The sequence below is a fragment of the Flavobacteriales bacterium genome (genome assembly GCA_016699575.1).
Lineage (GTDB): Bacteria > Bacteroidota > Bacteroidia > Flavobacteriales_F > PHOS-HE28 > PHOS-HE28.
The window spans coordinates 4,138,660-4,161,163 of record CP064979.1; the positions used below are offsets into that span (position 1 = coordinate 4,138,660).

Sequence of the window (22,504 nt, forward strand, 5' to 3'; positions counted from 1 at the left end):
AGCGCACACGCTCACTTCAGCGCACCGGCCATCCACGCATTGAACGGGCACATGGCCAGGTAGTGGGCCATGAGCACATCAATGAGCTTGGCATCCGCCACCAGCTTGGCCGGACGGTCAACCCCTACATAGAACTGCTTATTGGCGATGAGCGGCTCCTTCTTGGCCGCTTCCTTGAACTCGGCGGGCAGCACTTTGTTGGCTTCGCCCTGCACGCTTCCGAAGGTGCTCACGAACGCCTTGGCTTCAATGACCTTGCGGAAGCCCTTCGGATCGCGCACTATGGCCGTACGGATCTTCTCCAATTGGTCCTTCTCAGGCTGGTAGCAACCGCCGTAGATCTTCACAGCCTCGGGGCCCAAGGCGAAGTAGATGCCGGGCACCGCATGGTCCTTGCGTCCAGCGGGTGATATGATGGCCGATGTCTCCAGCTTGTAGGGCGTCTTGTCCTTGCTGAACCGGATGTCTTTGTTGATGCCGAAGATGGCCTCCTTCGGCTCGATGGCAATGGCCTTGTCGTGCTTGGCGATACGCTTGATGGCCTCGCCGACGAAGGCCTCGAAGGGCTTCTTCACGCTGGCCTCGTAGCGCTTGCGGTTTGCATCGAACCATTCCTTGTTGTTGTTCTTCGCCAGGTCTTTGAAGAAGGCGTTGAAGTCGTTGGTGAACCAGGCCATGGTGGTTTTCTTTGGGGTGGAGGCCGAAGGTGCCATGAAAAGGGAGACCGCCAATACCACCCCGGAACTGTTCGGCCCGATGTACGTCGGCAGCATCACCAGCCCCGTTGGCAAGGTTTACGTGGAATGCGATGGCGAGCGGATCACCAGTGTGTCGTTCAGCAGCCCCGGGCGTGGCCTGCGGGGCAAACAACCCAAACTCCTCAAGGAAGCCCTGCTCCAACTGGCCGGTTACTTCAAAGGCACCCGCAAGAAATTCGACCTGGCCTTGTACCAAGTAGGTAGTCCATACCGCCGCAAGGTTTGGACCCGGCTTTCGGCCATACCCCAAGGGCAAGCCATCACCTACGAGCAGTTGGCGGCGGAGGTGGGCGGTAATCCACGCTCAGCAGGCACGGCCTGCGCGGTGAACCCGTTGCTGATCCTGGTGCCCTGCCACCGGGTGATGGGCAAGACCGGCTTGCTCACGGGCTATGCTGGCGGCATCTGGCGCAAGAAGTGGCTGCTGGAGCACGAGGGCGTGCTGGCCAAGGAACTCTTCGATTGAGCGGCCATTGGTCGGGGCGCGTTTGCAACGCGCCCCTCGTGGGAAGGGCGCCTGTGGCGCCGCCGCTACCTTGCGCCCATGGAACCGAAGGCGCTGGCGGAGAAGATCGTGGCCCGGATGTACGACAACGACCCCTTCAGCATCTGGTTGGGCATTGAGCGGTTGGTTGTGGATGCCGGAACCTGCACCCTGGGGTTGACCGTGAAGCGCGACATGCTGAACGGTTTCGCGATCGCCCACGGCGGCATCACCTACTCACTGGCCGATAGTTGCCTGGCCTTTGCCAGCAACAGTCACGGCATCCAGTGCGTGAGCGTGGAAACCTCCATAGCCCACACCCGGCCTGTGAAGGAGGGCGATGTGCTCACCGCCATTGCCAGTGAGCTGGAGCGCAGCCGGCGCTTCGGTCGGTACGACGTGCGCATTACCGACCAGACGAACAAGACCGTGGCCCTGTTCCGGGGCACCGTGTTCCGCACCGGCAAACCTTGGTTCCCTGAACTGACCCCCAGCGAAGAATGAACGCAGCCTATATCGTTGACGCAGTACGTACCCCCATCGGCAGCTTCGCCGGCACCTTGGCCCCGGTCCGCGCCGATGACCTGGCCGCCCACGCCCTCCGGGAACTTCTCAAGCGCCAACCCGGCTTGGATCCTGCCGCCATCGACGACGTCATCCTCGGTTGCGCCAACCAAGCCGGTGAGGACAACCGCAACGTTGCACGGATGGCATTGCTGCTGGCCGGCTATCCGGTGAGCGCTCCTGGCGAAACAGTTAATCGACTGTGCGCAAGTGGAATGAGTGCAGTTGTTCAAGCCGGGAGAGCCATCGCGGCGAACCATGGCGATGTACTCATTGCCGGTGGCGTGGAGCACATGACCCGTGGCCCTTGGGTGATGAGCAAGACCAGCACCCCTTACGGCCGGGATGCGCAACTCTTCGACAGCAGCTTCGGTTGGCGGTTCATCAACCCGGCCATGAAGGAGAAGTTCGGTGTGGATGCCATGGGCGAAACGGCGGAGAACCTCTTGGAAGATCAACCCATCAGCCGGGAAGACCAGGACCGATTTGCGCTCTGGAGCCAGCAAAAAGCTGCGGCTGCCCAGTCCAACGGTCGACTCGCACAAGAGATCGCCCCTGTTCCCATCCCTCAACGCAAGGGCGACCCGATCCTGTTCGCCACCGACGAATTCGTAAAGCCCAAGACCACCATGGAAGGTCTGGGCGGTTTGAAGCCCGCCTTCAGGAAGAACGGCACCGTGACGGCCGGTAACAGCAGTGGCCTGAACGATGGTGCCGCCGCCGTGCTGGTGGCCAGCGAGACCGGATTGAAGGAGCATGGGTTGAAGCCTTTGGCCCGCATCGTAACCGCGGCGGTGGTGGGCGTGGAACCACGCATCATGGGCATCGGCCCGGTGAATGCCACCAAACTGGCCCTGAAGCGCGCCGGGGTGAAGCTCGACGACATGGACATCATCGAACTGAATGAAGCCTTTGCGGCCCAAGCCCTTAGCTGCACCAGGGCACTGGGCATTGCTGACAACGACCCCCGCCTTAACCCCAATGGTGGAGCCATCGCCCTAGGCCATCCACTGGGCATGAGCGGGGCCCGTCTGCTGCAAACAGCGGCTCTTGAACTGCAAGCCACCGCTAAGCGTTACGCCCTTTGCACCATGTGCATCGGTGTTGGCCAGGGGTACGCAGCCATAATTGAGCGTGCTTGACCGGTTCACAACCCAGGCTCAAGCGCGACAGGACCGTTTCCCCGGCGCATAGTTTCGCCCCCCTCACCATCGCCCTCCCCACATGGTCGTAACCGAGCAGATCAACCAGTACATCGCCGAGCAGGACGAGTGGAAACGCCGCCTGCTGGTGCGCTTGCGCCAGCTAATCCATGCCGAGTGCCCCGATGCGGTGGAGACCTGGAAATGGAACAGCCCGCACTTCGACCACAAGGGCATCATGATCGGACTGCAGTCGTTCAAGGAGCACGTGGCTGTGTGGTTCCACAAAGGTTCGCTCATCAAGGACCCCAAGAAGCTCTTCCAGCCGCTGGCCAAGGGCGAGGACAAGGGCATGCGGGCCTACCACTTGCACGAAGGGGACGCCATCAACGAAAAGGCGTTTGCCGATCTGGTTTGCCAGGCCGTTGGGTTGAACGAGAAAGGCACCAAGCTCACGGATGCCAAACCACGGCGGGCATTGGTGGTGCCGGAGGAACTGGAAGCCGTGCTGATGAAGGACGAAGCTGCCTGGGCCCACTGGGAGAAGTTCAGCACAAGCCACAAGCGGGAGTACGCCGAGTGGGTGACCGATGCCAAGCAGGAGGAAACCAAGAAGCGCCGCATCGCCCAAGCTTTGGAGATGATCCGCGAGGGGCAGGGCAAGAACGACAAGTACAGCGCCTGAAGAAACCTGACCGAATGAAGAAGCCCCGCCGGTTGGACCAGCGGGGCTTCGTGCTTGTATGGGCAGGGCTTACTTGCCTTCCTCCTTGATGTGGCGGGCGAAACGCTTCTTGAACTTGTCCACGCGACCAGCGGTGTCCACCAGCATCATCTTGCCGGTGTAGAACGGGTGGCTGGTGTGGCTGATATCGATCTTCACCAACGGATACTCCTGGCCTTCGTAGGTGATGGTGTCCTTGGTGTTGGTGCAGCTCTTGGTGATGAACATGTAGTCGTTGCTCATGTCCTTGAACACCACCAAGCGGTAGTTCTCGGGGTGGATGCCTTGTTTCATGGTCGTTTGGTTGTGTCCGCCGCCATCCAACTGTTGGGGAATGTCTGCGAACGGGCCGCGAATGTAGGCGTATATCCTTACCCGACAACCAATGGGTTCCGTGGCTCAGCCCGACTTCCGCAGCAGCACGAACGACCGGTTGTTGTTCCGGAAGTGGTCCAGCAGCAGCCCCACGGTGGCGCCAACGGGTATGGGCTTGTGTACCATGGCTGCGGGCCATTGCCCTGAACGCAGACCGTCCCAGAGGAACCACGTGCCCAGTGCATTGGCAGTGTAGTACTCCCCTGTCAGATGCTTGTAAGCCGCTGCTCCGGCATTTGGGAAGGGCTCAATCAAAGCTGGGTAGTCAGCATCCAAGGCGGTGTCGCCGCAAAGGCCGGTAAGGACCGCGTCCACATGGTCGGTTTCGAGACCGGCACCATGCAGTCCGGTGCGCACTTCCTTCAGGAAATCGGTTGCAGTAAGCCCTTGGTAGAGCCCTGCGGCCAAGACCTCCACGGGAGCTTCGTTCGGCTCGCTGTCCAGAACGAAATAGGCTGAGCCCTCCCCTGCCAGGGCGCCGGGTCCCGGTCGGTCCAATACATCGCGGTTGCCGGTCCGGGCTTCAGCGCGCCAGACACAACATGAAGCTTGGGTGGTGATGAAGCCGGGGGTGATGACATCCACGCCACCAACCAGCACGTTGCGCTGGCCTTCCCTCACCTGCAGCAGACCATCCGCAAGAGCACTCGGAAAGGAGAGCCCGGCATGGAGGTAGGTGTAGTTGTACCCCTTGCAGTCCACGGCCATGGCGATCTGCCCGGCCACGCCGTTGTGCGTACTACCGATGAAGGCCGTTGGGTCGGGCACCTGCTCATCGTGCTCGATCATGTTGTTGAGGAAGCGCTCCGTGCTCTGCTTGCACCCATCACCCGTGCCCACGATGACGGCACCCGGTTTCTGAACGCCAGCCTTCTTCAACGCATCCATCCCGGCGGCAATGCCCAGTTTCACCAAGCGGGTCATGCGCCGTGCCTGCATGGGCGGCACGAACGAACTGATGTCCGGGATGGTGGCCATGAGCGGATGCGCCTCGTACCAACGCGGCCCCAAAGCTCCTTCGCCACCGAACGTTGGCTGGGCGGAAATGGCGCTCGCACCTGTAATGAAGACCTTGCTCATGGCGCGCTGATGACCAAGGAGGTGTTGTTGCCCCCGAAGCCGAAGGAACTGCTCAGGACGTGCTGCATGCTGTGTCCAGTTGAACTCTTCAGAACCGGAACCAGCGGCACTTCGGTCATGGGGTGTGCGAACCGCAACGTGGCGAAGTGCGCACCGAGGCGGATGGCCAACAACGCGTAGATCGCTTCAACCACACCCGCGGCTGCCAACGTGTGGCCGGTGTAGGTCTTCGTGCTGGTGAAGGGAGGAACCCGGTCGCTGAACAAGCGCACCAAGGCCCGGCTTTCACTGAGGTCATTGTTGAGCGTGCCGGTGCCATGCACGTTGACATGGTGGATGTCGCCAGCCGTGAGACCGGCGTCGGAAAGGGCTTGCGACATCGCTAGGAAGGCCCCTTCTCCTTCCGGACTGCTGGCCGTGGCGTGGAACGCCTCGTTGGTATTGGCGTGCCCGCTGACCCGGCCAAGGCTCGTCCCACCGGTCCTGCGCAACGCTTCATCGCTCATGATAACGAGATAGCCCGCAGCTTCACCAAGATTCAGCCCGGTGCGCGAGCGATCGAACGGCCTGCATGGCTGATGGTCCAGTATCATCAAGCTGTTGAATCCGTTGATGGTGTATTTGCTCAGGGCATCGCTGCCGCCCACGATGGCTGCATCGAGCTTGCCCGCGCGGATCATGCGCGACCCCAGCATGATGGCGTTGGCACTGCTGCTGCACGCCGTGCTGATGGTGGTAACAAAACCCGTGATGCCCAAGTGTCCTGCCACCCTTTCGGTGTGCTCCCCGGGATCATGGGTGGCCACGAATTCCTTCGCCTTCGGCCCAACGGGATCGGTGAAGAACTGGCCGTAGATGTCTTCACTGCTGTCCATCCCGCCGGCGGTGCTGGCCGAAATGAAGCCGAGCCGCAGACCGTCGAGGGGAACACGGGCAGAACGAAGGGCTTGTTGCACTGCGATCACCGAAAGCAAGGCTGTCCGCGTCCATCCATAGGGGTCACTGACCTCGCCGATCTCAGCCAACCGTTCGTTCGGGTGTTTTATCTCGGCTGCTGGAATGGTTGCAGCATGCCGGGTCTGCAACCGGGTGATGGGACCGACCCCGGTGCGCTCGTGAAGGAGCGCATCCAAGTTGGCTTGCACATCATCGCCAAGCGCGGTGATGACGCCCATGCCTGCGATATGGACCGGTGGACGATGCACGTGGGTTCAGCGGCGCGTCATCCGCCGCTCGGCCAAGATGGCGAACGCAAGGCAGATCAGCGTGAACAGGAACAAGGGCGCCAGCTGAACGGCCACCTCACCGAACGGCGCATGGCGCAGCAGTACCCCGTTAAAGGCCTCCATGCTCCAATTCAGTGGTGAGAGGCGACCGATGGCCTTCATGGCTTCGGGCATGATGTAGAGCGGCACCCAGATGCCGCCAATGGCACTGAGGATCACCACGGCCGTGCTGCCGAACACGGCGCTGCGCTGTTGCGTGCTGCTCACTGCACCCGCGGCCAAGCCGAACGAAGTAGCAGCAGCACCCACCGCAATGCACACCAGCAAAAGCAACAACAGGCTCACCCCGTGAAGGTCCAACGCGGCCAAGCCCAGCAACGGTAGGATGAACACGCCCATCAGCAACAAGAGCACGGCTTGCGACACGCACACCAGCAGGTAGCTGACCATGCGCGCGGCGATGCGTTCGCCGGCACCACCTGGCATGGTGAGCAGGCGCGTCATGATGCCCGCGCTCCGCTCCTTCACCATGTTGCCCGCCAGCAGCACCACAATGAAGAACATGGCGAAAATGGTCCACGCGGGAACGTTGTGCTGCGTGCTGTTCTCAGCCACTCGGTCGCCACTGAGCTCGGCTCCTGCGATGGTCATTCCCACCTGAAGGATGGGCTTCACCAGTTTGAGTTGCGGTGCTTCGGTACCGGTGAGCTCTGCGATCTGCGCACCCATATCGTTCAGCAGCCGATCGCTGGTGATCTCCCCGAGGATCTTCGCTAGGTGGCTGTTCACCAATTCGCGGAACGCTTGTTTCACCGTGGGGTCCAGTATGACCAGCACAACCGAGGTGTCAGGCCGAACAATGCCGGTGCTGTCTCCCGGTGAGAAAACCGTGGCAATGGTGGTCGCCGAGCCTGCGTTGAGCGTGGCCGTTGCGCGTGCAGGGACAATGACGGCCACTTGATGCTCACCCTTCCTGATGACTTCGCGAACGGCCTCCCCGGCCATGCCCTCCGGCGCGTCGTGCACGGTGAACGGGCCTGCTGCTCTCAAGCCTTCGCGCACCCGGGCCCCAACACCTTGACCATCGTTGTCCACGAACAGCACGCTCATCTGCTTGTCACGGAAGTCGCGGAAAGGAGCGTCCTGCACCACGGCCATGATCGTGACCAAGGCCATGGGCATGAGGTAGAGCAAGGCCAACCCTCCCCTGTCCCGCACCAGCAGCAACAACTCCTTGCGGATGTGGGCGGCAATGCGGCGCAGCATGGTCAATCGCGTAGAGCTGTGCCGGTGATGGACAGGAACGTCTCCTCCAGTTTCGCAGCACCGGCGCGGCCCGGGTCGGCCACGTTGGCCACTACACGGCCATGGTCAACGATGACCACACGTGTGCACAACCGTTCGGCTTCTTCCATGTGGTGGCTGGTGTACACCACTGTGGTTCCTTCCGAATGGATCTCCTTGAGCAACTCCCAGATCGCAGCGCGGCTCTGCACGTCGATGCCAACGGTAGGTTCATCCAGGAAAAGAACTTGGGGCTGATGGATGAGCGCGGCCACCAAGTTCAGCCGGCGCTGCATACCCCCGCTCCATCCGGAAATGCGTTCATCGGCGCGTTCCCAAAGGCCGACACGTTGCAACAGCGCCGCGGTACGTTCAGCGAGCGTCGCCTTCTCGAGCCCATGTACCTGACCGAAGAAAACCAGGTTCTCGCGGGCCGTCAACGTATCGTACAAAGCGATCTCCTGCGGCACCAGACCGATGAGCGGTTTTGCTCTGCCCACGTCGCTGCGGAGGTCCGTTCCACAGACTTCCACAACACCTGAAGTGGCGTGGCGCACTCCGGTGAGGATGCTGATCAGCGTGGTTTTCCCCGCGCCGTTCGGGCCGAGCAAGCCGAGGAACTCTCCCCGGTCAACGGAGAGGTCGATGCCGTCCAATGCCGTGCGCTCCGCGTAGCGTTTCACCAATGCGGAGACACGGATGACGGCCTCGCCCATGACTACAGCGGCAACTTGGCCAATTGCTTGAACAGGGCCTTCTCCGCGCGGCCGATCACCTCCAGTTTGTCGGCCAGCTTATCGTAGGTCATGCCTTCGCTCGGGCGGCCCTTGCAGATGCGGCCCGCCTCGAAGGCGAAATCGCGCCACAGGTCGCCGATGCGCGTCATTTCCTTGGCGTGTTCCCTCAGTTCAGGCTTCTCAAGGATTCGAGCAGCCTCTTGCAGGAAGGCGGCGAACATGAAGCGGAAGCCTGCTCCACCAGTACCGATCTCTTCCTGCATCCTTATGATGTTCCCGAGGAAGAGCTTCGCGCGGCGATCACCCAGTTTCTTCTCGTACTGGCGCACCTTGCCGGCGATGTACGGGATCCCGCGAACTCCGAACATCGGCAAGGGCACGTTGCTCATGTCGCGTGCGGTGCGCTTCAGACCCTTGGCCACAGCGGCTTTCACGTCGCTCCCCTTCGGCACCTCCGTGGGGTAGTACATGCGGCCCATGGTGTCCGGGGTCCCTTTCGCGAAGCGCGCACGCACCAACGCCCGGCGATGGATGACGGTTGGGCCGTCCATCACGGGATCGCTCACCAGGTAGTCATCGCCCTTGCGGCCGAAGACCACGATGTTGTGCGCGTTGAAGTGGAAGCGGAAGGCTTGTGGCAGATAGGGCAGGTAGAAAACACTGGTGAGCATGCCCACCGGCAGGCCTTGGTCCAGCACGCGGTCCAGCTCGCGCATGGCCTCATCCTGGTCGCGGAACTTCATGCGCTTCATGCGCACGCCCATGTTCTTGCAGAACCGCTTGAAGACCCAGCCCGGGAGGATGCGGTAACTGGTGACGGGTATGCCGTTGAGCTTCAGGAACGGCATGTGGCTGTAGAACAAACCGCTGCCGATACCAAAAGCCAGCGGCTCGCTCACCTGCACACCATGGAAGCGCATGAGGTTGCTGATGACCCCGCTCTCGCAGTGCGCGCTCTGCTGGTGATCGAACGGGATCGCGACGTCTTTGCTCATAGACCTGCGGAAGTGATCGGGCGGTAAGGTTGGTCCGGCACGCGTTTGAGGTCTTCCACCGAGGTGAGCAGCACTTCTGCATACTGCTCCAGTGTGGCCGGATCCAGTGAGGCGAACTCTTTCACTTCCAAGTGGCGCTTCACCTTGCGGGCATTGATGCCCATGTGCTTCGCAAGAAGCTCCGGGTCCATCATGTTCTTTTCCATGTGGAAGGCGAGCGGACTGGTCTTGCCTGCGAGTACTTGCTGTCGTGCTTCTTCCACACGGTCATTGATCACGTCCCATGCCTGGCCCAGCACAACGTTCTCGGGCTCCCAGCCCACGCTGGGCACCTTTACGTACTCACCGTTCTCGTTCACGGCGTACTTCACCACCTTGAACTTGCCCTCGAGCATGTTCGCGTCGTCCTGGGGTACTTCGTCCTTCTTCATGGGCGTGGGATCGGCGCAAAGGTGCACAACGCGCCCTACGCAGCGATACGGTGATCACACCACCGTCAGGAAGGCGAAGCTGTAGGAGAACCTGGCGCTCTCCGGCACCACCAGCAGGATCCGGTGCCCTTTGCGCAAGCGACCGCTCCGCACCAGTTCGTCCAACATCAGGTAGATGCTGGCACTACCGACGTTGCCCACCTCGGTGAGGTTCATGAACCAGCGGTCCCAAGCCATGGGGATGCCCTGGGCCACGAACTCATCGTGCAGCTTCTGCTTGAAGAAGTTGGAGGACACGTGAGGGAGCACGAAATCGATGGAACGGCTGTCCACACCGTGTTTGGCCAGGACTTCCACCAGGTACTTCGTTCCCACCGGCACCACGTACTTGCCCAGCGCTTTCACGTCCTGCTTGAAGGTGAACAGAGCCTTGCCCGCGAAGTCTTCCGGGGGGCTCACCTTCCAGCCGACCAACTCACCGTTCTCGTCCAAGTCGCCGCCCAGGTACATGCATACCTGCAGTTCGTTCGCGAAGGAGCGCGAATCGACCCACTCCACCTTGAGGTCGCATTCACCGCGTGGGGCATCCTCCAAAAGCGCGGCACCGGCGCCATCGCTCAGCATCCACCGCAGGAATTCCTTCTCGAAACCGATGATGGGGTCCTGATCGAGCTGACGGAAGCGTTCGGTCTCCGCTTCGAAGTTCACGGACCTCATCATGGGGCTGATGAGTTCGCTCCCAGTCGTTACCGCGTTGCGGCTGCAGCCGGTGGCCACGCTCATGTACCCGAACTTGAAAGCGTGCATTCCACTTGCACAGGCACCGCTCGGCGAAATGATCTCCAGGGCGTGTGGCAACAGTCCATGCACTTGGCTGGCATGCGAAGGCAGCAGCTGGTCGGGTGCCGATGTGCCGCAGGCCAGCACCTCGAAGTCCTCAACACGGACACCGCCGTGGGCGAGCCGTTTCACCGCTTCGGCAGCCAATGCCGCGTTCGTGTGCGTGGCCTTCCCATGGGCATCCATGGCGTAATAGCGCTTCACGATCCCGTTGTTGCGCAGCACAATGGCACGAGCACGGCTCGTCTTGCCGTCGACAAGACCCAAGCGCGCCTCCATCTCCTCATTGGTAACGGGAGCATGCGGCAGGAACCCCGAAACCCGGGTGATGTAAACGTCCTTCAGTGACTGGCTCATCGAATGGTCCCCCCCAAGCTCCGTTCCACTTCCGGGGCGACCTTTTAGGTTCCAGACGAGGTGCGGATGAACGAAAGCGGGCGAAAATAGTCTTCGGAACGAGTGATGGACACGCCTTGGCCATCTGGCCGGGCTTCAAGACAAACTACTGCCCGCTCGCCTTCTTCAGCCCATCCTCCACCATTTCGTAGAACTGGTCGAGCTTGGGCAGGATGACGATGCGGATGCGACGGTTGGTCGAACGCCCCTCAGGGGTGTCATTGGCCACCAGCGGCACGTACTCGCTGCGCCCCCCTGCGGTGATACGTGCGGGGTCCACCTTGTAGTCCGTTTGCAGCACACGCGCAATGGTGGTGGCACGCATGGCGCTCAGGTCCCAGTTGTCCTTCACGCAATCCTTCGCAATGGGCACGTTGTCCGTGTGGCCCTCCACCAGCACTTCCATCTCGGGCTTGTCGTTCACCACGGCGGCCACCTTGGCCAGCACCTCCTGTGCCCGCGGGGAGAGGTTGGTGCTGCCGCTGCTGAAGAGCATCTTGTCGCTGAGCGAGATGAACACCACGCTCTTCTCCACGTTCACCACTACATCAGTGTCGTTGAGGTTGCCCAGCGAGCTCTTCAGGCTCACCACAAGGGCAAGGGTCACGCTGTCCTTCTTCGTCAGTGCATCGTGCAGCGATCGGATGCGCAGGTCCTGCTCCTTGATCTGTTCCAGCGATCTCTCCAGGTTCTCCGCCTCTTTCTTCGTCAGGGTGGTCATTTGGTCCACGCTGTTGAGCAGCGCGGTGTTGGTGCTGTTGAGCTGCGCGACCTGGTCCTTGAGATGCTGGTTCTTGTTCTCCATCTCGGCAATGCGCGCCTCCAGCACGCTCTTCTCGCCGCGGCAGGCATCGAGCCCGCGGTTGCATTCATCGAGCTTGTTGTGCAGGGTTTCGTTGGAGGCTTGCAATGCGAGGTGTTTCTTCTTCGATACACAGGAAGAGAACACCAGCAGGGCCGCGACGGGAAGGGCGACGAGGTAGCGCATGTGGAAGGTTTGTGGTGCCGAAAGTAACCGCCTCCCCTACCTGTCATCGTCCGCCAAAACGGATGAAGACGGTGTCGTTAACAGCCCAATGGCCGTTCTGGCGCAAATAGGACAACACATCCTTGCTCAACGGTGCGCCGCCGCGGAACACGGTGAGTTCTTCGCGTGGGTGCCGCCTGCGCGTCGGCGGATGGTGCAGGACAACGGCGAAGGGCGGCTGGTCGCTGAAGGTGCGCTGATCCAGGTCGTAGGTGCCAACGCCGCGTACTTCAATGCGGTCGAGCCCAAGGCTGTCCATCGTCCAGCGCAATGGGCCCATGGCCGTATCGGTGAGTTCAAGGCTGAAGGGTTCGTCCTGCGGTATGGTGGAAAGCAGGTAGCCTAGCGTTGCAGGGTCCCTGAGCACGAACGCCTGCCGATAGGTGACTTCCACCGGCCGCACGAAGTGGTAACGCGCGCAACCCGCAAGGAGCGCGGCAATGCCAAGGGCCAACAGGGTACGCATGCTGAGCAAGTATCGGCAACAACTCCAAAGACGTTGCCGATCTGCACCACGCGGCCTTACTTCGGCACGTGGAGCTTGTGAAGCAGACCATAGCCCGTTATGTGCAGCCCTCGGACGACGAGTGGGGGCGCATACTAGCGCCTTGGAGCGAGCATGCCTTCAGCAAGGGCGCCAGCATTCGCGCGGTCGGACAGGTGGAAGGGCATTTCTACATCGTGAAGAGCGGTGTTCAACGGCTCTCTTTTCCGCACGAAGGGAACGACATCTGTGTGGGCTTCGCCTACGACGGCAGTTGGAGCGGGGAATACGGCTCGTTCGTTACACGCAAACCGGCGCGTTTCGACGTGGTGGCGCTCACTGATAGCGTGCTGCTGGGTATTTCCCATGCAGACCTGCAGCGGCTCTATACCGAACTACCGGTGATGGAGCGCTTCGGGCGGCTCATCCTGGAAGAACTGCTGGTGGGCAGGGCCGTGCGCGAGATCGAACAACTCAGCCTGACGGCCGAAGAGCGTTACGATCGGCTCGTGGCCCGCAGCCCACAGCTGCTGCAACTGGTGGCGCAGAAGGACATTGCCAGCTACCTGCGGATGACGCCGGAAACGTTCAGCCGGTTGAGGAAGCGGCGGTAACGTTCTTGAGCCAGATCAAGTGGTGCACGGGATGCACGGAACTTGTTTCGCGCTCCCAACAAGACGGGACGACCACACATGCCTGCGACCATCGCCACGGAACAACTGATCGCTGACCTGAGCGCCACGCTGCGTGCACAGATCATCCGTGCCCAACAGATCCAACAACTGCCCGCCGACCTCTTGCTGCGCCGGCCCGCGCCCGACAAGTGGAACGCGCTGGAGGTCTTCGAGCACCTGAACATGAGCAGCGGTATCTACCTGCGCGGGCTACAGGACGTTTTCGCGCGGAAGGCAGGAGGGCTGAAGCCGAACCCGGTCTTCAAGCCGGGGTTGCTCGGTGAATACTTCACCAAGGCCATGCAACCCAAGCCCGATGGGCGCATCGGCTCGAAGATGCGCACCATGAAGATGTTCGACCCGGCCCGGAACCAGGGCGCATCCACGGAGAGCATCGCGCGGTTCATTGCCATGTGCGAGCAGTTCCTTGCGCTCTTGGACAAGTCGCGCGGCACGGACCTGAACCGCATGAAGGTGACCAGTTCGCTCGGCCCCCTCATCCGCTTCAAAACGGGCGATGCGTTCCGGTTCCCCGTCGGGCACCAAGTGCGGCACTTCCTGCAGATCGAACGGCTGTTGGCTTGAGGTTCCTTCACAGGCCGGTGTTCGCCGATAAAACGGCAACCCCGCAGGGCCTTGGTCTCGAAGCGCCTGCTTCGCCCCATGGCCCTCTCCCGCTTCTGGACCTGGATGCTCCTTCTCAGCATCGCCTACATCCTCGCCATGCTCTTCACCGGCCAGCACTACTCGCTGGGCACGCTGGTGAACGGCAAGCAAGGCGAGCCTTTGGTGGTGCGCGAGTGGGACACCACCGCATTCGAAGGCAAGGACGCGTTCTTGGCCGCACTGCGGAAGTCGGGTGCTGATGGCCTTCGCCATGGCAACACCCTCTACACCATCACGAACACCGGTGTCGTCAAGGCCTATGTGGGCACTGTACCTGCTGACGGCCTCTTCCCCACTTGCCGCAACGTGCTCACCGATCTGTGGCTGCCGCTCATCGGTTACCTCACGTTCTTCTGCGGCCTGCTGAACCTGCTGGTGGACTCGCGCGCCATGGAGAAACTGGCCCGACGCCTCTCGCCCATCTTCCACCGCATCTTCCCCGACCTGCGCAAGGACCATCCGGCGTACGGCTTCATGACCCTGAACTTCGCGGCGAACTTCCTCGGCCTCGATAGTGCGGCAACGCCCTTCGGCCTGAAGGCCATGGAGAGCATGCAGGAGGACAACCCGACGAAGGACCGGGCCACCAATAGCCAGATCATGTTCCTGTGCCTGCATGCGGCGGGCCTCACACTGCTGCCCACCAGCATCATCGGCTACCGTGCAGCCATGGGCGCTGCCAACCCGGCGGACATAATGATCCCGCTCATCATCACTTCGTTCGTGGGAACGTTGTCGGCGTTGTTGTTCGTGGCGATCAAGCAGCGCATCAACCTGTTCAACCTGCCGGTGATGGCCTTCGTGCTCGGCGTGAGCGTGGTGATCGGCGTACTGATGGCCTACATCACCAACCTGGCGGGTGTGGCCAAGTTCCACTTCACTGACAACCTCAGCAACGGCATGCTGCTGGTCATCATCGGGCTCATCGTGGGCTATGCGTTCCTCTTCGAGCGCTACTTCCGGGAGAAAGGCAGCAACCTGTTCGACAGCTTCGTGCACGGCGCCAAGGACGGCTTCACCACCGGCTTGCGCGTGTTGCCCTACATGATCGCCATGCTCGCTGCGCTGAGCATCTTCCGCAACAGCGGCCTTATGAGCATCGTCATGGACGGCATCGCCTTGGCCATGGCACTGGTGGGCGTGGACAAGCAGGTGATCGACGCGATACCCGTCGCGCTCATGCGGCCCTTCAGCGCTGGTGGTTCGCGTGGTTTCCTCCTTGATGCCATGAAGACGTACGGCCCGGACAGCCTGACCGGTCAGCTGGTCTGCCTCTTCCAAGGCGCGGCCGAAACCACATTCTATGTGGTGGCACTCTACTTCGGCAGTGTGGGCGTGAAGGACAGCCGCTACGCGTTGGGCGTGATGCTGCTCGCTGACCTGGTGTGCGTCATCACCGCGGTGGTGGTGTGCTCGGTGTACTTCAGTTGACCTTGCTTCACTGCTCGCCCGTTCGCCCTTCTACATTTTACGTTCTTCATTTTTCATTCCGCCCCGGCCTGCCATCTTCGCGCGCTTTTTCCAATGACCACCAATCCGAAGATCGCGCAACGGCGCAGCAAGATCCACGGCAGCGGCGTGTTCGCCAAGGCTGCCATCAAGAAGGGCGAGGAGATCGTTGACTACGAAGGCCGTCTCATCACCCACGACATCGCCGATGACACATACGGCGGCGAGGACACCGGGCACACGTTCCTGTTCATCCTGAACGAGCATTGGGTGGTGGACGCCAACGTGAACGGCAACGTGGCCAAGTGGATCAACACCGGCTGCGACCCCAACTGCATCGCCGAGATCGTTACGGACCCCGGCGGCAATCCGCGCAAGGACCGCGTGGTGATCAGTGCCCTGCGCAACATCAAGGCGGGCGAAGAACTCACCTACGACTACGACGTCTGCACTGAGGAACCCATCACCCCCGAAGAGCGGAAGAACTGGGCCTGCCACTGCGGTGCCGCGAACTGCCGTGGTGTTATGCTGAAGTACCAGCCGAAAGCGAAAAAGCCGACGGTGAAACCAAAGGCCAAAGCCGAATTGAAGCACTGACATGGCACGACGTATCGCAGTGCACCGCTCGGCCATCCATGGCAACGGCGTCAAGAGCCTTGTTCCCATCCGCAAGGGCGAACCCATTGTCCAGTACAAGGGCCGCCTGCTGACCACCGCCCAAGCCAGCCGCTTGGATCATGCCACCTACGAAAGCGGGCACACCTTCCTGTTCACCCTCAACGATCAGTACGTTATCGACGCCAACGTGGGCGGCAACAGCGCCCGCTGGCTGAACCACAGCTGCGCACCCAACTGCGTGGCCTTCGTGCACGATCATCCCAGCGGCAACCCGCGCAAGGCCAAGGTCATCATCGAGGCGCTGCGCAGCATCAAGGCCGGTGAGGAACTGACCTACAACTACGGCATCGTGCTGGACGAACGGCACACACCGCACCTCAAGAAGGTATGGGCCTGCCACTGCGGTGCGCGCAACTGCACGGGCACCATGCTTCAACCGAAGTTGCCTTAGCGCACCACCAGACGGCGCACGCCCGTGCGTCCTTCGCTGTTCGTGAGGCGCAGCGAGTACACGCCTGCAGCCAGTTCGTGAACGGTGCTCAATTGCATGGTGAACGTGTACGTGGCCACCACTCGCCCCTGTGCATCCAAAACGTACAATTGCTTGCTGCCACCGGCTGCGGTGGCAATGGCGAACAGACCCGTGGTCGGGTTCGGATACACCTCGAAGGAAAGAGCGTCCGGTTCGTCAATACCATCGCCGCTCATCTCCTGCACGTGGAAGTGGTCCAGCCCACCTTCCAGAAGATGGCCGGGCGCTTCGTCGGCGATGGTCACGATCAGTTGCATCGTGGAAGTCGGTGCCAAGGCTGCCCAATTGCCCCAACCAACAGCTACCCAGGTTCCCATACCGGGGCTGCTGTCGTCCACAAGGTCGATCATCACCGTGTCGAGACCGTTGCTCAGTTCCACGATAATCTCGTCGTTCGGCGCGCCCTGACCACCGCCGTTGTAGAACCAGCGTGAGTAACGCACGGCCGGGTTCATGTAGCTGCTCAGGTCGAACACCGGGCTCGTGAGCACGGTGGTCCCATCGTCCACGTCATCGTTCCCGGCTTGGCCACCACCGTTGCCGGTCACCATGGCCTGGTCGGTGCAGTCGTCGTTCACGTCTTCCTCCGGGTTCACCGCATCGCCCTGCGAGGTGGTGCCCACGGGCTCGCCCCGCTCCCATGCACCGGTCCCGGCATCGCCGTCCTCGGTCCAACCGAAATCGAAGGTGAAGTCATCGTACCAACCAACCGGCAATGTGATGGTCAACCCACCGGTGTTCTGGTCGATCTGTTGCACGGGCAGGCAAACCGTCACATGGCCCCAATGCCCTGCCGTAACCACATAGTTCCCCGCGAACATGGCAGGCACACTGAAGTTGCCGCTGCCGTCCGTCGTTGCGGTGTACGTAAAGTCATCCCCCGACAGCATCACATCGGCCCCCACGATGGGAGCGTTCGTGCCTTCCTCCAGAACCGTTCCTCCTTGGGCGAACGCCACAAGCGGGATCAATTGCGCATCGAGCAAAGTGGTTTGGCCCGCAACGAACTGCACACCTGGTACCGTGAGCGGCAGATAGCCCAGGGCTGAGAACGTCACATCGTACGTGCCTCCCTGATAGTGCCCCGTGGCGTACGTGCCGTCCAGTGCGGTGTTGTCCGTTACGTTGATCACGCTCACCTGCACTTGCACGGCGTTGATCGGCGCAGTGGTCTGCTGGTCCGTAACAGTGCCCTCCAACCGGCATGGCTGTGTGTAGGTGGGGCCAAGGATGTACAGGCCCTCCTCAATGTCGCTCGCCAAGATACGGCCGCTGGGCAGGAAGGGGAACACCCCCCAACATCCGTTGAACCCGCCCCCACCGAAGTTGTGCGACGTGTCGAAGTGGCCCACCTCGATCACGTTGGTCGCGTCGCTCACATCATGGATGGTCACACCGTTGGTGTAGTAGCTCGTCACCAGGTTGTCGTGCAGCCAGTATGTGTTGTGCGGTATAGCCTCACTGCCTGGGTTGCTCTTCGCACGGTCCACTTCGCTGATGTTCTGCGGGTCGCTGATATCATAGCTGCCGATCCATGCATCGTCCACCTCGTCCGTGGTGAAGATGAAATCGCGCGTATCATCGGTCCACAGGTTGTGGGTGAAGTTGCTGGGCGTGTTCTGCGTGCCCAGCAGCACCGGGTTCTGCGGATCGCTCACGTCCACGATGCTCATGAAGCCGTCGTAGATGTGCGCGTTGTAGAGCGTATCGCCATGGGCGTAACAATCGTGCACGTACCACTGATCGAACTCCCCGATGTACACCGGCGCCATCGGATCCGCTGTGAGGTCGTACATCTTCACACCACCGTTGCCGTCGCTGTGCCCGTTGATGTACAGGCGGCCGATGCTTTCGTCAATGAACAGTGAGTGGGAGGTGCTCCACGTGAAGGAGCTGTCCACAATGGCGGGCAGGTTGTTGTTCCCGGGCAACGGGCTGAGGTCGATGATGGTGAGGCCCCAATCCGCTTCGGTGGTGCAGTAGGCGTAGTGGCCGTAGGTTTTGATCTCGCGCCAGATGCTCGGTGGCCCCGGGAAGAAGAACACTTCCTGCGGGTTGGCCGGATCGCTCACGTCCACCACGCTCACACCGCCCGCCACGAAGGGGTTGTTGCGCCCGTTCACGCCCACGATGGCGTACTCGTTGCCAGTGCCATCGGCCCAGCCCCACAGGTTGCTCAGGTTGCTGTTGCGCAGCGCCTGGTAGTTCAGCCGGCCCAGCGAGTCGAGGTTGTAGTTCTGGGCAACGGCCGTGGAGATGACAGCGCTGAGCGCGAGCGTGGAAAGAAGACGCATGTGTTTCATCCCGAAGTGTCGGGGGGCAACAAGGGGTGATCGAAGGTCGCCGAATGTAGGCGGGGGGGACTTCTCTGCGCGGGGCTTCCAAGGATGCGGTGGAACTTGGGCAGGAACGTTAATGCACCGCAACGGGAGACTGTTCAGTAAAGTGTGTCAGGCCGGAGTTGCGAACTTCAAACCCTGACCCATGGAAGACAAGACGGACAAGTTCGATTACGAAGCCTTCGAGAAGGAGGCCATGAAGCAATTGCTTCTGGGCAAGCCGCTCAGCGGCAGCGAAGGGGTGCTGACGCCCTTGGTAAAACGGCTGATGGAAGCCACCCTACGGGGAGAGCTGAGCGCGCATCTGGAAGAGGACACCGGCAAGGCCAACCGGCGCAACGGGCACGGCCGCAAGCGGGTGAAGACCGCACACGGGGAGGTGGACATCGCCACCCCGCGGGACCGGAACGGGACCTTCGACCCACTGCTGCTGCCTAAACGGGAACGGGTTCTGAACGCCGAGCTGGACCTGAAGATCATCAAGCTCTATGGACTGGGGATGAGCCAGCGCGACATCAGCGACCATGTGCGCGACCTCTACGGCATCGAAGTGAGCGAAGCCACCATCAGCGCGGTGACCGACCAGGTGGTCGCCGATGTGCAGGCATGGCGGCAGCGCCCCTTGGAAGCGCGTTACGCCATCGTATGGCTCGATGCCATCCATTTCAAGGTGAAGGAAGAGGGTCGCGTGGTGAACAAAGCCGTTTACACCGCCCTTGGCGTGGGCCCCGATGGCCACAAGGACCTGCTTGGCCTCTACGTTGGCCAGCACGAAGGCGCCAAGTTCTGGCTGAGCGTGCTGCACGACCTACGCCAGCGCGGGGTGGAGGACATGCTGATCGCGTGCATCGACAACCTCAGCGGCTTCTCCGAGGCCATCGCGCTGGTGTACCCGCAGAGCGACATCCAGCTGTGCATTGTGCATCAGGTGCGCAACACCTTGAAGTACGTGAGCTACAAGCACTACAAGGAAGTGGTCAAGGACATGCGGGCCATCTACCGGGCACCCAACGAGGAGCGTGCCCTGCAAGCACTGGAAGTGTTCAGCGACAAATGGGGCGAGCGCTATCCGCAAGCGGTGAACTCCTGGCGCATCAACTGGCCGCTTCTGGCCAGCCAATACCGGTACAGCGAGCGTATCCGGCGGCTGATCTACACCACCAACCCCATCGAGGGCTTCCATGCCCAGTTGCGCAAATACACCAAGACCAAGCGCGTCTTCGAGAACGACATGGCCCTGCTCAAACTGCTCTTCTTGGCCCAGCAGCGCATCGTGGAGAAGATGGCCGCAAAGCCCATCTTCGCCTGGCGTGAGATCGCAGCCGAGTTACGCTTGCTCTTCGGACCGCGCTTCGATCCACAACTGGCCAACACCGATCAACACGTTATCAGTCTCCCCCAGACCCCCTCGTTGAAAACCCAACTACATCAACAACATCAGTGATCAAGATCGTGACACACTTAATCTAACAGACCCCGCAAGCGCGGTGCTTCGCTCTCACCCAGTTCGTCTAACTCGGAAGCCATCAGTTCTATGTACCCTTCAATCCTCTTCCTCAAGAGAACGGCCCTCTCAAGAGGGTTAATGCTCGAACTCAAGGATGGCTCCACGTCTTCATCAGGCAAGTCACTTACCCCCATACCTAGAAGCCCGAGACCAACAGAGGGGTCGTCAAAAAGAGTCTCAATCGCTTCACGGAGTCTGGGGCGGATGTGATATGTCATAATTCCTGCCCTAAGCTCAAACTCACCAGCGCACAAGCACGTGCACCAGGTCTGCTGACTTCATTGCTCTCAGGGATGTCGCGTGTGTCCATCGGTCTGAATCCACGCTACCTCTCCACTACAAACCTCCCCACCCTGCCTACTGCCACCATCCGGTAGGTGTAAGCCCCCGGCGCAATGCCCGCCACGTTCAGCACACCCCGCGCATCGGTCGCCATGCTCACCGCGCGGCCAGTGGCGTCCATCACCTCGACTTGCCCGGCCGTGCCGAGGTTCACGGTGGTGGTGGCCGGGTTCGGGAAGGCTATTGGAGAAGGCTCCCTATCATTTGCCGCAACACCCGTGCTGAGCGGATCCGCGCAGCAGTTGCCGCCGTCGCTCACGAGGTAAGGGCTCTGCCAGCACTGGTACTGCGTGAGTTGGTAGCGCAAAACACCGCCCCAGTTGCTTAGGAAGTAGTGGGCGATCTGGTCGGCGGTGTTGCAGCCGCCCTGGTTGCTGTTCACATCGCAGGTGTAGTTGCAGATGATGCTGCTGTAGCCGAAGGCGTTGGCCCAGGTGCTCGGCGGGAATTGCTGAACGTCGGTGATGCCCAGCGGCACGCCGTTGATGGTGGTGGTGAGCACGCCCGCGCCGGTGTTGCAGTTGTCGTTGTCGCTGTTGTAACCCGCGTACCACACGGCGGTGACGTTGCCCGCGAACGGCCCGCTGATGTTGACGCGGCTGAACTCGTAGCTCACCACACCGATGCGTAGGTCGGGGATGTTCTGGTCCACCACGATGTTGAGGTCGCCTCCATCGTAGTTGCTGTAGATGACCACGTTACCCGCTGGCGCGCAGATGGTCTGGGCCGTGGCGCTGCAGAACAACAAGGTGGAAGACAGAAGGAGTACGGGTGCTTTCATGAGGTAGGGTTCGGGTGGATGAAAGTAGGAAGTTGGCGGTGCACCTTCAGCAGCACGCCAGCCGAGTGAGGTCATCCACAGATGGCGCAGATGACACAGATAATGCCTTCAGCGACGGCATTTGGGGCTTGTGCGTCATGCCATCTGCGTCATCTGTGGATAAACCCGAGCAGACCCATCTGCGCCATCTGTGAACACCTTCGCCCCGTGGATGTCAAAGCCCTCCTCAACGAAGCCTACGACCGCCTGGCCAACCCGGCCTTCATCGAGCGCGACCCGGTGCAGGTGCCGCGCGCCTTCCCCAAGCGGGCCGATGCCGAAGTGATCGGTTTCCTGACCGCCACCATCGCATGGGGGCAACGCACCACCATCATCGCCAACGCGTGGAAGCTGGCGCGCCTCATGGACGATGCACCGCACGACTTCATCCTGAACGCCTCAGCCACCGACCTAAAGCGCTGCGACCGCTTCGTGCACCGCACCTTCAACGGCGGCGACCTGAAGACCTTCACCCTGGGACTGCGCCACCTCTACCACGAGCACGGCGGCTTGGAGGATGCCTTCCTGCGCAACGGCGGGTTCACGGATGCCGGTGCGGCCATCGCGCTCTTCAAGCAGCGGTTCTTCGAAGTGAAGCACCAGGCGCGCACGCAGAAGCATGTGGCCGATCCCGCCAAGGGCAGCAACGCCAAGCGCATCAACATGTTCCTGCGCTGGATGGTGCGGCCCAACGACCGCGGCATCGACATGGGCCACTGGAAGCGCATCCCGGCCTCAGCCCTTCATGTGCCACTCGACGTGCACACCGGCCGCGTGGCGCGCGAGCTGGGCCTGCTCACCCGCAAACAGGACGACTGGAAAAGCGTGATCGAGCTGACGGAGCAACTCCGAAAGCTCGATCCGTCGGATCCCGTGAAGTACGATATCGCACTCTTCGGCCTTGGCGTGGAAGGCGCTACCGGGTAATGGCCGGTCAGGAGTTCGCGCTGATCCAGGATGCTCACACGGAGACACGGAGACACGGAGCAATCCCGATCGAACTCCGTGGC

23 protein-coding genes and 1 pseudogene are annotated in these 22,504 nt (G+C 61.3%); 11 read left to right on the forward strand and 13 right to left on the reverse strand.

The window, feature by feature from the left end:
• Positions 1 to 11: 11 nt before the first annotated feature.
• The gene (locus IPJ76_17405; GenBank protein ID QQR86340.1) at positions 12 to 677 is read right to left on the reverse strand and encodes a DUF2461 domain-containing protein; all 666 of its coding nucleotides are present in this window, start codon (positions 675 to 677) and stop codon (positions 12 to 14) included.
• Between IPJ76_17405 and IPJ76_17410 the strand changes: the two genes are divergently transcribed.
• The 4 genes from IPJ76_17410 to IPJ76_17425 all read left to right on the forward strand — a co-directional run bounded on the left by IPJ76_17410 (position 676) and on the right by IPJ76_17425 (position 3,633).
• Positions 676 to 1,224, forward strand: coding sequence for a methylated-DNA--[protein]-cysteine S-methyltransferase (locus IPJ76_17410; GenBank protein ID QQR86341.1), 549 nt, complete (start codon positions 676 to 678; stop codon positions 1,222 to 1,224). The two genes, IPJ76_17405 and IPJ76_17410, sit on opposite strands and share 2 nt — an antisense overlap.
• Before the next feature lie 78 nt (positions 1,225 to 1,302).
• Positions 1,303 to 1,746: a hotdog fold thioesterase gene (locus IPJ76_17415; protein ID QQR86342.1), complete on the forward strand. Its 444-nt coding sequence runs from the start codon at positions 1,303 to 1,305 to the stop codon at positions 1,744 to 1,746.
• Entirely contained in the window at positions 1,743 to 2,948 is a 1,206-nt protein-coding gene (pcaF, locus tag IPJ76_17420) for a 3-oxoadipyl-CoA thiolase (protein ID QQR86343.1), read from the forward strand. The genes IPJ76_17415 and pcaF overlap by 4 nt, the downstream gene beginning before the upstream one ends.
• Positions 2,949 to 3,030: 82 nt before the next feature.
• On the forward strand, positions 3,031 to 3,633 hold the full coding sequence (locus IPJ76_17425) for a YdeI/OmpD-associated family protein (protein ID QQR86344.1): 603 nt from the start codon (positions 3,031 to 3,033) through the stop codon (positions 3,631 to 3,633).
• A gap of 69 nt (positions 3,634 to 3,702) precedes the next feature.
• Here IPJ76_17425 and IPJ76_17430 read toward each other — a convergent pair whose 3' ends face one another.
• From IPJ76_17430 to IPJ76_17475, 10 genes are all read right to left on the reverse strand, one after another.
• Positions 3,703 to 3,966 (reverse strand): type B 50S ribosomal protein L31, encoded by a 264-nt coding sequence (locus IPJ76_17430; GenBank protein QQR86345.1) that lies wholly within the window; start codon positions 3,964 to 3,966, stop codon positions 3,703 to 3,705.
• Positions 3,967 to 4,071: 105 nt separating this feature from the next.
• Positions 4,072 to 5,127 carry a beta-ketoacyl synthase chain length factor gene (locus IPJ76_17435; protein ID QQR86346.1) on the reverse strand — a complete coding sequence of 352 codons (1,056 nt, stop codon included), beginning with the start codon at positions 5,125 to 5,127 and terminating at the stop codon, positions 4,072 to 4,074.
• Positions 5,124 to 6,302, reverse strand: a complete 1,179-nt coding sequence (locus IPJ76_17440; GenBank protein ID QQR86347.1) for a beta-ketoacyl-[acyl-carrier-protein] synthase family protein — start codon at positions 6,300 to 6,302, stop codon at positions 5,124 to 5,126. The genes IPJ76_17435 and IPJ76_17440 overlap by 4 nt, the downstream gene beginning before the upstream one ends.
• A 36-nt stretch (positions 6,303 to 6,338) precedes the next feature.
• Positions 6,339 to 7,619, reverse strand: coding sequence for an ABC transporter permease (locus IPJ76_17445; GenBank protein QQR86348.1), 1,281 nt, complete (start codon positions 7,617 to 7,619; stop codon positions 6,339 to 6,341).
• 2 nt (positions 7,620 to 7,621) lie between these two features.
• Positions 7,622 to 8,353 (reverse strand): ABC transporter ATP-binding protein, encoded by a 732-nt coding sequence (locus tag IPJ76_17450; protein QQR86349.1) that lies wholly within the window; start codon positions 8,351 to 8,353, stop codon positions 7,622 to 7,624.
• A 2-nt stretch (positions 8,354 to 8,355) separates the two neighbouring features.
• Positions 8,356 to 9,369 carry a BtrH N-terminal domain-containing protein gene (locus IPJ76_17455; protein QQR86350.1) on the reverse strand — a complete coding sequence of 338 codons (1,014 nt, stop codon included), beginning with the start codon at positions 9,367 to 9,369 and terminating at the stop codon, positions 8,356 to 8,358.
• Positions 9,366 to 9,800 (reverse strand): hypothetical protein, encoded by a 435-nt coding sequence (locus IPJ76_17460; GenBank protein ID QQR86351.1) that lies wholly within the window; start codon positions 9,798 to 9,800, stop codon positions 9,366 to 9,368. Before IPJ76_17460 ends, IPJ76_17455 begins: the two co-directional genes overlap by 4 nt.
• A 54-nt stretch (positions 9,801 to 9,854) precedes the next feature.
• Positions 9,855 to 10,985: a beta-ketoacyl-ACP synthase III gene (locus IPJ76_17465; GenBank protein ID QQR88502.1), complete on the reverse strand. Its 1,131-nt coding sequence runs from the start codon at positions 10,983 to 10,985 to the stop codon at positions 9,855 to 9,857.
• A gap of 157 nt (positions 10,986 to 11,142) precedes the next feature.
• Positions 11,143 to 12,024, reverse strand: a complete 882-nt coding sequence (locus IPJ76_17470; protein QQR86352.1) for an OmpA family protein — start codon at positions 12,022 to 12,024, stop codon at positions 11,143 to 11,145.
• Positions 12,025 to 12,067: 43 nt separating this feature from the next.
• Entirely contained in the window at positions 12,068 to 12,529 is a 462-nt protein-coding gene (locus IPJ76_17475; protein ID QQR86353.1) for a hypothetical protein, read from the reverse strand.
• Between the two features lie 68 nt (positions 12,530 to 12,597).
• On the opposite strand from IPJ76_17475, the gene IPJ76_17480 reads away from it, so the two are divergent.
• From IPJ76_17480 to IPJ76_17500, 5 genes are all read left to right on the forward strand, one after another.
• Positions 12,598 to 13,161 carry a Crp/Fnr family transcriptional regulator gene (locus IPJ76_17480; GenBank protein QQR86354.1) on the forward strand — a complete coding sequence of 188 codons (564 nt, stop codon included), beginning with the start codon at positions 12,598 to 12,600 and terminating at the stop codon, positions 13,159 to 13,161.
• A gap of 78 nt (positions 13,162 to 13,239) precedes the next feature.
• Positions 13,240 to 13,806, forward strand: coding sequence for a DinB family protein (locus IPJ76_17485; protein QQR86355.1), 567 nt, complete (start codon positions 13,240 to 13,242; stop codon positions 13,804 to 13,806).
• Positions 13,807 to 13,884: 78 nt separating this feature from the next.
• A complete protein-coding gene (locus IPJ76_17490) occupies positions 13,885 to 15,318 on the forward strand; it encodes a spore maturation protein (GenBank protein QQR86356.1) in 1,434 nt (477 codons plus the stop codon).
• Positions 15,319 to 15,411: 93 nt separating this feature from the next.
• Positions 15,412 to 15,933: an SET domain-containing protein-lysine N-methyltransferase gene (locus IPJ76_17495; GenBank protein QQR86357.1), complete on the forward strand. Its 522-nt coding sequence runs from the start codon at positions 15,412 to 15,414 to the stop codon at positions 15,931 to 15,933.
• 1 nt (position 15,934) lies between these two features.
• Entirely contained in the window at positions 15,935 to 16,405 is a 471-nt protein-coding gene (locus IPJ76_17500) for an SET domain-containing protein-lysine N-methyltransferase (GenBank protein QQR86358.1), read from the forward strand.
• On the opposite strand, the gene IPJ76_17505 is transcribed toward IPJ76_17500, so the two are convergent.
• On the reverse strand, positions 16,402 to 18,780 hold the full coding sequence (locus tag IPJ76_17505; GenBank protein QQR86359.1) for a choice-of-anchor B family protein: 2,379 nt from the start codon (positions 18,778 to 18,780) through the stop codon (positions 16,402 to 16,404). The two genes, IPJ76_17500 and IPJ76_17505, sit on opposite strands and share 4 nt — an antisense overlap.
• A 190-nt stretch (positions 18,781 to 18,970) precedes the next feature.
• On the opposite strand from IPJ76_17505, the pseudogene IPJ76_17510 reads away from it, so the two are divergent.
• A pseudogene (locus IPJ76_17510) lies at positions 18,971 to 20,167 on the forward strand (IS256 family transposase).
• Positions 20,168 to 20,657: 490 nt separating this feature from the next.
• On the opposite strand, the gene IPJ76_17515 reads toward IPJ76_17510, so the two are convergent.
• Positions 20,658 to 21,455, reverse strand: a complete 798-nt coding sequence (locus IPJ76_17515) for a T9SS type A sorting domain-containing protein (protein ID QQR86360.1) — start codon at positions 21,453 to 21,455, stop codon at positions 20,658 to 20,660.
• Positions 21,456 to 21,557: 102 nt separating this feature from the next.
• Between IPJ76_17515 and IPJ76_17520 the strand changes: the two genes are divergently transcribed.
• Positions 21,558 to 22,421, forward strand: a complete 864-nt coding sequence (locus tag IPJ76_17520; GenBank protein ID QQR86361.1) for a TIGR02757 family protein — start codon at positions 21,558 to 21,560, stop codon at positions 22,419 to 22,421.
• The last annotated feature ends 83 nt before the right edge of the window (positions 22,422 to 22,504 follow it).